This window comes from Stenotrophomonas sp. (assembly GCF_031995405.1).
In the GTDB taxonomy this organism is placed as follows: domain Bacteria; phylum Pseudomonadota; class Gammaproteobacteria; order Xanthomonadales; family Xanthomonadaceae; genus Stenotrophomonas.
In genome coordinates, this window is the sequence record NZ_DAMAGC010000138.1 from 1 (window position 1) to 10,915 (window position 10,915).

A 10,915-nucleotide genomic window follows, 5' to 3' on the forward strand; every position below is an offset into this window, starting at 1 on the left:
GCCCATTCAGCTGGATGGCGGCGAACAGGGCGCCCCGCGCGAAGATGTCGCGGTTGGTGGCGCGGTGGGTCAGCTCGATGCGCTCGCCCAGCCCGGTGAACTGGACCAGGTGCTCGCCGACGATGTCGCCGGCACGCAGGCTGGCGAAATGTGGCTGCGCCCCACCCTTCTGGGCGGCCGCGCCCAGGGTCAACGCGGTGCCCGAGGGCGCGTCCTGCTTGTGTACGTGGTGGGATTCGACGATGTCGCAGTCCCAGCCCGCCAGTGCGGCAGCGGCGCGCTCAACCAGTTCGTCCAGTACCGCCACGCCCAGGCTGAAGTTGGACGCCCAGACCAGCGGGATGCCCGTGGCCGCCTGGATCAGCGCCTGGCGCTGCGCTTCGCTGATGCCGGTGGTACCCGACACCAGGCCGGCCTTGCGTTCCACGCACAGCGCCAGCACCGGGTCGAAGCCCTCGGGCAGGCTGAAATCGATGGCGACATCGAACTGCGGCGCACCGGCCAGCTCGCTGCTGGCGAAATGCGGCACGCCCTCGACGACGCGCTGCCCCGGCGAACGTCGGGTCACCGCGGCGACGACCTGCAGGTCGGGGTTGTCGGCAGCCAGCCGGAGCAGGGCCTGGCCCATGCGACCGGAGGCACCGTGGATGAGCAGGCGAACAGGGAGAGTGGTCATCCGCGCAGGCTAGCCGGTGGTGGCAAGCGGGCACAAGGGGGAAATGCGCCCCGTGCCGATCCCGGCGCGCGTGCATCGCCGGTACGGGCGCTTGTTACCCTGTGCGGCCCCTACATCCGGTCGTGCGTCCATGCAGCTTTCGCAGCAACTCGTCCTCGTCACCGGCGGTGCCCGTGGCCTCGGCCAGCACGTGACGCGCGCCTTCGCCCGCGAGGGCGCGCAGGTGGTGATCAACCACCTGCACAGCGTCGATGCCGCGCAGGCGCTGGCCGCCGAACTCGGCCCGAACGCCCTGGCGGTGCGCGCCGATGTCACCGACCGCGACCAGGTCGATGCGCTGTTCGCGCAGGCCCGCGCGTATTTCGGCCGCGACGTCACCAGCGTGGTCAACGATGCGCTGGCGGCGTTCTCGTTCAACGGCGATGCACGTGCGAACGCCGATGCCATCGGCTGGCAGGCGTTCAGCGCGCAGTTCGAGGGCAGCGTGCGCGGTGCGTTGAACACGGTGCAGGCCGCCCTGCCCGGAATGCGCGCGCAGCGTTTCGGGCGCGTGATCAACATCGGTACCAACCTGTTCCAGAACCCGGTGGTGCCCTACCACGACTACACCGCCGCCAAGGCCGCGCTACTGTCGCTCACCCGCACCCTGGCCGGCGATCTCGGCCCGGACGGGATCACCGTGAACATGCTGTCCGGTGGCCTGCTGCGCAGCACCGACGCCAGTGCGGCCACGCCCGCAGCGGTGTTTGACTACATCGCCGCCGCTACCCCGCTGCGCAGCGTGACCACGCCGGCCGAATTCGCCGATGCGGTGCTGTTCTTCGCCTCGCCGTGGTCGCGTGCCATCACCGGGCAGAATCTGGTGGTGGACGGCGGCCTGGTGCGCGACTGATGCGCATCTCCGAGGTCGCCCGACGCAGCGGTGCCAGCCAGAAAGCGATCCGCCTGTACGAGGCGCGCGGCCTGCTGGCGGCCGTGCCGCGGATCAACCGCTACCGTGACTACAACGAGCAGGATCTCAACCTGGTGCTGCTGATCCGCCAGGCGCTGGCGCTGGGATTCCGGCTTGCCGACGTGGCCGCCTTGCGCCGCGACGATGGCGGCATCGACTGGCCGCGGGTGCAGGCGTTGCTGGCGGACAGGCAGCAGGCCGTGCGTGCGGAGACGCAGCGGCTGCAGCAGCTGGATGCGGCACTGACCCGGCTTCGGGCCGAGGTGGTGGTGTTGATCGGCCAGGGGCACACCGGGCCCCTGGAGGCGTGCATGGCCGCTGGCGACTGCCGGGCCGCTTGACTCTGCCCCATGGGGCAGACCGTAGCCTGCGCGCTCCTTCCGCGAGCGCCCCCATGTCCAGATCGATCGTCATCCTGCTTGGCCACCCCGACCGCGACAGCCTGTGCGGTGCCCTGGCCGATCGTTACCAGCAGGCAGCCGTGGCGGCCGGCCACCGCGTGCAGCTGTTCGCGCTTGGCGAGGTCGACTTCGACCCGATCCTGCGCCACGGCTACCGCCAGATCCAGCCGCTGGAACCGGCGTTGCAGCAGATCAGCGCGGCCATCGCGGACTGCCAGCACCTGGTGCTGGTGTACCCGACCTGGTGGGGCGGCATGCCGGCGCTGCTGAAGGGCTTCTTCGACCGCGCCCTGCTGCCGGGCTACGCGTTCCGCTACCGCAAGGACTCGGTATGGTGGGACCGCCTGCTGGCCGGCCGCAGCGCGCGGGTGCTGACCACGATGGACACCCCGCCGTGGTACTACCGCTGGGTGTACCGGATGCCCGGGCACCAGCAGACACGGCGGACAATCCTGGAATTCTGCGGGATCAAGCCGGTCAGGATCACCGCGTTCGGGCCGGTGCGCAGCAGCACCTCGGCGCAGCGTGATGCGTGGCTGCGACAGGCCGAGCGACTGGGCGGAAAGGCCGGGTGAAACGGTAGAGCCACGCCATGCGTGGCTGCCGTCCGTTCCGGCGTGCGGACACTTGCCAGCCACGCATGGCGTGGCTTTACCGGGTTTGGGTGCATCGGCGCCTGCCAGCCACGCATGGCGTGGCTCTACCGCATTGGGTGCGTTGGCTTCTGCCGGCCACGCATGGCGTGGCTCTACCGCATTGGGTGCGTTGGCTTCTGCCGGCCACGCATGGCGTGGCTCTACCGGTGACGATGTGTTTTACCGGCGATGGCGCGACTGGCGCGCCGGCTCAGTGCTGCTTCGGCGTGCTTGGGCCGCAGCTGTCGCAGCCACCGCATGCGCCACCGCCGCCGGTGACCGGCGGGGCGATCTTCCGGCCCAGCGACTGCAGCCACGCGGCGCGCTGCGGCTTGACCAGCGCCAGCGCGATCGCGCCGCGCACGCTGCGCACCACGCCGGGGAACTGCTTCTTCAGCACCACCCACGCACTGAACAGCACGATCAGCGCGACCACGATGTACTGCAGCAGCAGGCCGGTGCCCATCAGCCGCCGCCCAGCGCCACGGTCACCTGGTAGGTGACCAGCGCGGCGATGTAGGCCGCCGCGAACAGGTAGAAGGTGGCAAAGCCGACCTGCTTCCAGGAGTTGGTCTCGCGCTTGATCGTGGCCAGGGTGGAAATGCACATCGGCGCATAGATGAACCACACCAGCAGCGACAGGCCGGTGGCCAGCGACCAGCCGTTGGCGACCACCGGGGTCAACGCCTGGATCGCGGCGTCGTCATCGGCGGCCGACAGCGCGTAGATCGTGGCCAGCGAGGACACCGCCACTTCGCGCGCGCCCATGCCCGGAATCAGCGCGATGCAGATCTGCCAGTTGAAGCCCAGCGGCGCGAAGACCACCGCCATCGCATGGCCGATCTGGCCGGCAAAGCTGTAATCGATCGCCGGCATGGTCGCCCCGGCCGGGGCGGCCGGGAATTTCAGCAGCACCCACAGCAGGATGGTCAGCGAGAGGATGATGCCGCCCACCCGCTTGAGGAAGATCATGCCGCGCTCGTACAGGCCCACCGCCAGGTCGCGCGGGTGCGGGATGCGGTAGGACGGCAGCTCCAGCATCAGCGGATGCTCGCTCTTGTCGCGGCGCCACTTCTTCATCACCCACGACATCGCCAGCGCGCTGAGGATCCCGGCCACGTACAGGCCGAACAGCACCAGCCCCTGCTGGCTGACGAAGCCCCACAGGGTCTTCTGCGGAATGAACGCACCGATCAGCAGCGCATACACCGGCAGCCGCGCCGAACAGGTCATCAGCGGCGCCACCAGGATGGTGGCCAGGCGATCGCGCGGGTCCTGGATGCTGCGTGTGGCCATGATGCCGGGCACCGCGCAGGCGAAGCTGGACAGCAGCGGGATGAACGAACGCCCGGACAGGCCGGCCGAGGCCATCATGCGATCGAGCAGGAACGCTGCGCGCGGCAGGTACCCGGATTCTTCCAGGGCCAGGATGAAGGCGAACAGGATCAGGATCTGCGGCAGGAACACCACCACCCCGCCGACGCCGGCGATGATGCCGTCGGTGAGCAGGCTCGACAGCGGGCCTTCGGGCAACACCGCGCCGATATGCTCGCCGAGCCAGCCGAAGCCGGCCTCGATGCCATCCATCAGCGGCGTGGCCCAGGCGAACACTGCCTGGAAGATCAGGAACATCACCACCACCAGCGTGAGCAGCCCGAACACCGGGTGCAGCAGCCAGCGGTCCAGCGCGTCATCGATCCTGGCCGTACGCGTGGGCATGCTCACCGAGGCGGCCAGGATGCCGCGCACCTGGGCGTGGTAGTCGACCTCGCCGGCCGGCACCGCGACGGGGGCCTGCAGGTGCGGCACCATCGCATCCAACCGTTCGACCAGCGCCTGGGCGCCGTTGCGGCGCACTGCCACGGTTTCCACCACCGGCACGCCGAGCGCCTGTTCGAGCGCGGGCACGTCGATCTTGATGCCGCGGCGCTGCGCCGCATCGACCATGTTCAACGCCACGATCATCGGCTTGCCCAGCTCGCGCAGTTCCAGCGCGAAGCGCAGGTGCAGGCGCAGGTTGGTCGCATCGATCACGCACAGCAGCACGTCCGGCGCGGCCTCGCCCGGGTAGAAGCCCCGGCACAGGTCGCGGGTGATCGCCTCGTCCAGACTGGCCGGCTGCAGGCTGTAGGCGCCGGGCAGGTCGAGCACGGCGAACTCGCGGCCGGACGGCGCGCGCAGGCGGCCTTCCTTGCGTTCCACGGTCACGCCGGTGTAATTGGCCACTTTCTGGCGGCTGCCGGTGAGCTGGTTGAACAGCGCGGTCTTGCCGCTGTTCGGGTTGCCGACCAGGGCGACGCGCAGGGATGCGGCGGCGCTCATGCTGCCGCTCCGGCCGGGATCGCGGTGATCTCGATGCGGCTGGCTTCGCTGCGGCGCAGGGCGAAGCGGGTGAAACCGACCTGCACCAGCAACGGCTCGCCACCGACCGGGCCACGGGCGACCAGGCGTACGTCTTCACCCTTGACGAAGCCCAGCTCGCGCAGGCGGCGGGCGATGACATCGTTTGCATGCAGGTCCCGCACCGACACCACCAGGGCGGAATCGTGCAGCGGCAGATCGGACAACGTCACGGAGCGCCTTCTTGCCAATCAGAATGGTTCTCAATTCTAGCATCGCCGCGCCGCGTCATTGCCCGTGACCAATGGCCCGCTATGATCCGTACATGTATGGAGTAATCGCAGGTTCCCATGAGTGATGCACTACGGATAGAACGCAGCGCCTCGGTGCTGACCCTTTGGCTGAACCGCCCCACCCTGCACAACGCCTTCGTCGCGGCGCTGATCGCCCAGCTGACGGCAGCGCTGGAGGCGGCCGGGCGGGATGAACACGTGCGCGCGGTGGTGCTGGCCGGCCAGGGCGCCTCGTTTTCGGCGGGCGCGGACATGCAGTGGATGCGGGGCATGGCCGCCGCCAGCGAGGAGGACAACCGCCAGGACTCGCTGGCGCTGGCCCAGCTGATGCGCACCCTGGACGAGCTGCCCAAGCCCACCATCGCCCGCGTGCAGGGCGCCGCCTTCGGTGGCGGGGTCGGCCTGGTGGCCTGCTGCGACATCGCCATCGCCAGCACCAGCGCCCGCTTCGGCCTGACCGAAAGCCGGCTGGGCCTGCTGCCGGCGGTGATCTCGCCCTATGTGATCGACGCCATCGGCCCGCGCCAGGCACGGCGCTGGTTCGCCACCGGCGAGCATTTCGATGCGGACACCGCGCTGCGGATCGGCCTGGTCCACCAGCTGATCGAACCTGAACGCATCGATGAAGCCGTGCAGCGCCAGATCGGCCTGCTCGACAAGGCCGGCCCGATCGCGTCGGCCTCGGCCAAGGACCTCGTGCGCCGGGTCAGCGTTGGTCGCGACCGCGACGCGCTGGACCGCGACAATGCCGCGCTCATCGCGCGGCTGCGGGTGTCGGCCGAGGGCCAGGAGGGCCTGGGCGCCTTCCTGGACAAGCGCGCCCCGCATTGGGTCACCCAGGACTGAAGGACGTCACCATGCTCGACCATATCGGCATCCGCTGCGCCGACTTTGCGCGCAGCCTCCGCTTCTTCCAGCAGGCCCTGGCGCCGCTGGGCATCACCGTGGTGATGCAGGTCAGCGCCGCCCAGACCGGCGACTACGACCATGCCGGGTTCGGCCGCACCGGCAAGCCGGATTTCTGGATCGGCAACGCACCCGGCGCCCATGGCGGGGTGCATCTCGCCTTCAGCGCAAGCAGCCGTGCCGAGGTGGATGCCTTCCACCAGGCCGCCCTGGCCGCCGGCGGACGCGACAACGGCCCGCCGGGCATCCGCGAGCATTACCATCCCGACTATTACGGGGCGTTCGTGCTGGATCCGGACGGCAACAACATCGAAGCGGTCTGCCACCGCCCGGGCTGAATGCCCGGCGCCCACCCCGGGGCGCCCCTGTCATCCACCGCGGGCTGGCCGCTTTGTCGCCCATCCCGCGTATCCCCCTTTCGTGGCTCGCCGGGGACCGTGGGCCACCCTCCTTTTTCTGGTATTCCCGTGATTCGACCCCTGCCCGTTCCGTTGCCTGCTGTGCGCCTGCCCGTCCGCCGGGAGGCTTGCCATGGATGATTTCGTCCGCATCGTCGAAGTGGGCCCGCGCGACGGCCTGCAGAACGAAGCCCAGCCGGTGGCCACCGCCGACAAGATCGAGCTGATCCGGCAGCTGTCACTGACCGGCCTGCGCACCATCGAGGCCACCAGTTTCGTCAGCCCGCGCTGGGTGCCGCAGCTGGCCGATGCCGCCGAGGTCTATGCCGGCATCGAGCGCCGCCCCGGCATCGCCTACCCGGTGCTGGTGCCCAACGAACAGGGCTACGACCGCGCGCGCGCGGTAGGCGTGGACGAAGTGGCCGTGTTCACCGCCGCCTCGGAAACATTCAACCGCACCAACACCAATGCCGGCATCGACGAATCGCTGGCGCGCTTCGCGCCGATCCTGGAGCGCGCGAAAGCCGACGGGGTGAAGGTGCGCGGCTACGTCTCCACCGTGCTCGGCTGCCCCTACCAGGGCGAAGTCGCGGTGAGCGAGGTGGTCCGCGTGGCGCGCGCGCTGCATGCCATGGGCTGTTACGAAATCTCGCTGGGCGACACCATCGGCGTGGGCACCCCGCGCAAGGCGCGGGCGATGCTGCATGCGGTGGCCGCCGAGGTCCCGATGGCCGCGCTGGCCGTGCACTTCCACGACACCTACGGCCAGGCGCTGGCCAACATCGATGCCTGCCTGGAAGAAGGCGTGCGCGTGGTCGATTCGGCCGTGTCCGGTGCCGGCGGCTGCCCCTACGCCAAGGGTGCCAGCGGCAACGTGGCCAGCGAGGACGTGGTGTACCTGCTGCACGGCATCGGCATGCGTACGGGCATCGACCTGCCCGCACTGGCCACCACCGGCCGTTGGCTGGCCGCACGGCTTGGCCGTCAGACCGGCAGCAAGACCGGCAAGGCGCTGGCGGCCACATGAGCCGCAGCGGCCCGCGCAGGGACGTCGCGGTCGGTGACCATCTCACCGCCCACGTCCACGCGCTGGCCGCCATGGATCGCGCCCTGGCGCAGCCGCCAGGCGAACAGGACCTGCGCCGCCTGCTGCGCGAGGTGCAGCAGGCACTCACCCAGGCGATGGACGAGCGCCAGCTCGCGCTGCGTCGCTATGCCGCGCTGTTCGACGCGGTCCCCGACCCGGTCAGCATCCTCAGCGAAACCGGCGTGGTGCTGGACCTCAACAAGGCCGGCGTGCGCGCCTACGGACGACCGCGCGAGGAGATCGTCGGGCAGCCGATCGAACTGTTGAACCCGGACCTGCCCAGCGACCACCTCGACCCGGTCTGGGAAGCCCTGCGCCGCGATGAAACCTACGTCATCGAGGTGACCAACATGCGCGGCGATGGCAGCCGCTTCCCGGTGGAAGTGCATTCGGCCGGCTTCGAGCACCAGGGCGAGCACTGCATCGTGGCGGTGGCGCGCGACCTCAGCCGACGCTGGCAGGCCGAATCGCGCTACCGGCTGCTGATGGAATCCATCGACAAGGGCGTGGTCCTGTTCGATACCCACCTGCGCGTGGTCTCGGCCAACCCGGCCGCGCACCGCATCCTTGGCACGGGCGGCAACGGCGGCAGCCTGCAGGCGATGCTGGCCCCGGACGACTGGATCTGCGTGGACGAACACGGCCACCCGCTCACCCGCGATCAGTGGCCGGCGGCGGTGTCGCTGCGCACCGGGCGCACCATCCGCAGCACCATCGTCGGGCTGTACCACCGCCCGCGCGGACGCATGATCTGGATCTCCACCACCAACGTGCCGGTGTTCGGCACCGGCCGCGATTGCCCGGACCACGTGTTCGGGCTGTTCAGCGACATCACCGAGCTCAAGCGCAACAACGCCCTGTTCGACCGCGCCCAGTCGCTGGCGCACATCGGCGGCTGGGAATGGGACCGCGGCCTGCAGCGCCTGTACCTGACCGACGAAGCCAGCCGCATCCTCGGCCAGTCGCTGCCGCTCAGCGACATGGCGCACCTGCTGGAGTGCCTGCGCCTGGATGATCGTTCGCAGCTGCAGCAGGCGCTGCTGGACGTGATCGACCGGCAGGAGCCGTTCGAGCTCGAACTGCAGGGCCAGCGCGGCGACGGGCACTCGTTCTGGGTGCGCATGATCGGCGAGGCCGAACCCGGCGACGTCAACGCCGCGCGCATCGCCGGCACCGTGCAGGACATCACCGCGCGCAAGCAGGCCGAGGAAACCCTGCGCATCCAGGCGCGCACCGATCCGCTCACCGGGATCATGAACCGCGATGCGGTGCTCAATGACCTGGCCACGCGCATGGCCAACCCCACCCATTGCCAGGTGGCGGTGCTGTACATCGACCTGGATCGCTTCAAGACCGTCAACGACCTGCTCGGCCACAATGCCGGCGACGAACTGCTGATCGATGCCACCCGCCGCATCGCCACCGCGATCGGCACCGAAGGCCTGCTGGCGCGTTTTGGCGGCGACGAGTTCCTGGTGATCTGCGACACCCGTGACCAGGCCGACCAGCCCGAGCGCCTGGCCGAGGCGATCACCCGCGGCTTCAGCACCCCGTTCCGCTTCGGCACCGACGAGTTCGCGGTGACCACCAGCATCGGCATCGCGCGTGCGCCGCAGGACGGTCTGCGCCCGCAGCAGCTGATCCAGAACGCGGACATCGCCATGTACGACTGCAAGCGCCGTACCCGCAACGGCTGGCAGGTGTTCTCCCCGGAACTGGCGCAGCGCCAGCACGACCGGCTGCAGATCGAAAGCCGCCTGCACCGTGCACTGGACGATGACGAGTTCCACCTGGTCTACCAGCCGCAGGTCAACCTGCACAACGGCCAGCTGGTGGCCGCCGAAGCGCTGATCCGCTGGCGCAACTCGCAGTTGGGCGAGCTGCGCCCGGACATCTTCATCGGGCATGCCGAAAGCACCGGCGACATCGTGCGGATCGGCCTGTGGGTGCTGCGCGAGGCCTGCCGGCAGGTGCGGGCGTGGCAGGATGCCGGGCTGGGCATCGTGCGGGTGGCGGTCAATGTGTCCTACCGCCAGTTCGTCGGCGAGGACCTGGCGCGCAACGTGCGCCAGGTGCTGGACGAGTTCGGCCTGCCCGGCACTGCGCTGGAGCTGGAGTTCACCGAACGGGTACTGATCGAGGATGCCCCGGACACCCTGCAGACCTTCGCGCGCCTGCGCGAAATGGGCGTGCTGCTGACCATCGACGATTTCGGCGAGGGCTACAGCGCCCTCAACTACCTGCGCCGGCTGCCGATCCACGGACTCAAGCTCAGCCAGCTGTTCGTCGAGGGCGTGCCCGGCAACCGCTCGGACGTGGCGGTGTGCGAAGCGGTCTGCGGCATCGCGCGCAGCCTGGGGCTGGGGCTGGTCGCCGAAGGCATCGAATCGGAGCCGCAGCGGCAGTTCCTGCAGGGGCTGGGGGTAGCGGTCGGCCAGGGCTTCCTGTTCGCGCCAGGGCTGGCACCGGACGAATTCGCCCGGCGCCTGGCGCACCGTCGCTGAGCGCTGCGCGCAGCGCACAACGGCGGCATCGCCGGCTTCCGCTAGAATCGGCGGTTCTCGAACCATCGGAACTACGCAATGCAGCTGTCTTCTGTCCGCGCCATCGTCACCGGCGGCGTCTCCGGCCTGGGCCTGTCGGTGGCCCAGTACCTGGTCGCCCACGGCGCCAAGGTCGCCCTGTTCGACCTCAACGACGACAAGGGCGCGGCCGCCGTGGCCGAACTGGGCGAGGCCAACGCCCGCTACTTCAACACCAATGTCAGCGATGAAGCCGCCGTGGCGGCGCAGATCGATGCCGCGCACGATTTCCTCGGCGGGCTCAATGCGGCGATCAGCTGCGCCGGCATCCTCGGTGCCGGGCGCGTGCTCGGCAAAGAGGCGCCGATGCCGTTGGCCAGCTTCCAGAACACGGTCATGGTCAACCTGGTCGGCAGCTTCAACGTGGCCAAGGCCGCAGCCAACCGCATGCAGCACAACACGCCCGGCGATGACGGCGAGCGCGGGGTGATCATCAACACCGCCAGCGTCGCCGCCTACGAAGGCCAGATCGGCCAGGCCGCCTATTCTGCCTCCAAGGGTGGTGTGGTCAGCATGACCCTGCCGATGGCACGCGAACTCTCGCGCTTCGGCATCCGCGTGATGACCATCGCCCCGGGCATCTTCTGGACCCCGATGGTCGATGGCATGCCGCCGGCCGTGCAGGAATCGCTGGCCGCCTCGATC

At 69.5% G+C, this 10,915-nt stretch carries 12 protein-coding genes; 8 read left to right on the top strand and 4 right to left on the bottom strand.

All coding sequences use genetic code 11. The annotated features are described in order from the left end of the window. On the bottom strand, window positions 1-676 hold a 676-nt coding region (dapB, locus tag RTO53_RS17510; protein WP_312238997.1), incomplete at its 3' end, for a 4-hydroxy-tetrahydrodipicolinate reductase. A 130-nt stretch (window positions 677-806) separates the two neighbouring features. On the opposite strand from dapB, the gene RTO53_RS17515 reads away from it, so the two are divergent. The 3 genes from RTO53_RS17515 to RTO53_RS17525 are packed head-to-tail and all read left to right on the top strand — an operon-like array spanning window position 807 to window position 2,604. Further along, complete coding sequence (locus tag RTO53_RS17515; RefSeq protein WP_312238998.1) at window positions 807-1,568, top strand: 3-oxoacyl-ACP reductase; 762 nt, start codon at window positions 807-809, stop codon at window positions 1,566-1,568. After that, entirely contained in the window at window positions 1,568-1,969 is a 402-nt protein-coding gene (locus tag RTO53_RS17520) for a MerR family transcriptional regulator (RefSeq protein WP_312238999.1), read from the top strand. The genes RTO53_RS17515 and RTO53_RS17520 overlap by 1 nt, the downstream gene beginning before the upstream one ends. A 53-nt stretch (window positions 1,970-2,022) precedes the next feature. Next, entirely contained in the window at window positions 2,023-2,604 is a 582-nt protein-coding gene (locus RTO53_RS17525) for an NAD(P)H-dependent oxidoreductase (protein ID WP_312239000.1), read from the top strand. A gap of 271 nt (window positions 2,605-2,875) precedes the next feature. On the opposite strand, the gene RTO53_RS17530 is transcribed toward RTO53_RS17525, so the two are convergent. Genes RTO53_RS17530 through RTO53_RS17540 form a run of 3 tightly spaced genes read right to left on the bottom strand, consistent with a single transcriptional unit; the run spans window position 2,876 to window position 5,237 of the window. After that, the gene (locus tag RTO53_RS17530; RefSeq protein ID WP_312239001.1) at window positions 2,876-3,130 is read right to left on the bottom strand and encodes a DUF6587 family protein; all 255 of its coding nucleotides are present in this window, start codon (window positions 3,128-3,130) and stop codon (window positions 2,876-2,878) included. Continuing rightward, a complete protein-coding gene (locus RTO53_RS17535) occupies window positions 3,130-4,986 on the bottom strand; it encodes a ferrous iron transporter B (protein ID WP_312239002.1) in 1,857 nt (618 codons plus the stop codon). The genes RTO53_RS17530 and RTO53_RS17535 overlap by 1 nt, the downstream gene beginning before the upstream one ends. Next, window positions 4,983-5,237 (bottom strand): FeoA family protein, encoded by a 255-nt coding sequence (locus RTO53_RS17540; RefSeq protein ID WP_312239003.1) that lies wholly within the window; start codon window positions 5,235-5,237, stop codon window positions 4,983-4,985. Before RTO53_RS17540 ends, RTO53_RS17535 begins: the two co-directional genes overlap by 4 nt. A gap of 117 nt (window positions 5,238-5,354) precedes the next feature. On the opposite strand from RTO53_RS17540, the gene RTO53_RS17545 reads away from it, so the two are divergent. From RTO53_RS17545 to RTO53_RS17565, 5 genes are all read left to right on the top strand, one after another. Continuing rightward, window positions 5,355-6,143 (top strand): enoyl-CoA hydratase-related protein, encoded by a 789-nt coding sequence (locus RTO53_RS17545; RefSeq protein WP_312239004.1) that lies wholly within the window; start codon window positions 5,355-5,357, stop codon window positions 6,141-6,143. Between the two features lie 11 nt (window positions 6,144-6,154). Further along, entirely contained in the window at window positions 6,155-6,541 is a 387-nt protein-coding gene (locus tag RTO53_RS17550; RefSeq protein ID WP_312239005.1) for a VOC family protein, read from the top strand. A 193-nt stretch (window positions 6,542-6,734) separates the two neighbouring features. Then, window positions 6,735-7,628: a hydroxymethylglutaryl-CoA lyase gene (locus tag RTO53_RS17555; protein WP_312239006.1), complete on the top strand. Its 894-nt coding sequence runs from the start codon at window positions 6,735-6,737 to the stop codon at window positions 7,626-7,628. After that, window positions 7,625-10,192 carry an EAL domain-containing protein gene (locus RTO53_RS17560; RefSeq protein ID WP_312239007.1) on the top strand — a complete coding sequence of 856 codons (2,568 nt, stop codon included), beginning with the start codon at window positions 7,625-7,627 and terminating at the stop codon, window positions 10,190-10,192. The genes RTO53_RS17555 and RTO53_RS17560 overlap by 4 nt, the downstream gene beginning before the upstream one ends. 78 nt (window positions 10,193-10,270) lie before the next feature. Then, on the top strand, window positions 10,271-10,915 hold a 645-nt coding region (locus RTO53_RS17565; protein WP_312239008.1), incomplete at its 3' end, for an SDR family NAD(P)-dependent oxidoreductase.

Bases quoted from the DNA above. Each gene is read 5' to 3' on its own strand.
- RTO53_RS17535 (WP_312239002.1), bottom strand. From the start codon at position 4,986: ATGAGCGCCGCCGCATCCCTGCGCGTCGCCCTGGTCGGCAACCCGAAC.
- RTO53_RS17525 (WP_312239000.1), top strand. From the start codon at position 2,023: ATGTCCAGATCGATCGTCATCCTGCTTGGCCACCCCGACCGCGACAGC.
- RTO53_RS17550 (WP_312239005.1), top strand. From the start codon at position 6,155: ATGCTCGACCATATCGGCATCCGCTGCGCCGACTTTGCGCGCAGCCTC.
- RTO53_RS17520 (WP_312238999.1), top strand. From the start codon at position 1,568: ATGCGCATCTCCGAGGTCGCCCGACGCAGCGGTGCCAGCCAGAAAGCG.
- RTO53_RS17515 (WP_312238998.1), top strand. From the start codon at position 807: ATGCAGCTTTCGCAGCAACTCGTCCTCGTCACCGGCGGTGCCCGTGGC.
- RTO53_RS17530 (WP_312239001.1), bottom strand. From the start codon at position 3,130: ATGGGCACCGGCCTGCTGCTGCAGTACATCGTGGTCGCGCTGATCGTG.
- RTO53_RS17555 (WP_312239006.1), top strand. From the start codon at position 6,735: ATGGATGATTTCGTCCGCATCGTCGAAGTGGGCCCGCGCGACGGCCTG.
- RTO53_RS17545 (WP_312239004.1), top strand. From the start codon at position 5,355: ATGAGTGATGCACTACGGATAGAACGCAGCGCCTCGGTGCTGACCCTT.
- RTO53_RS17560 (WP_312239007.1), top strand. From the start codon at position 7,625: ATGAGCCGCAGCGGCCCGCGCAGGGACGTCGCGGTCGGTGACCATCTC.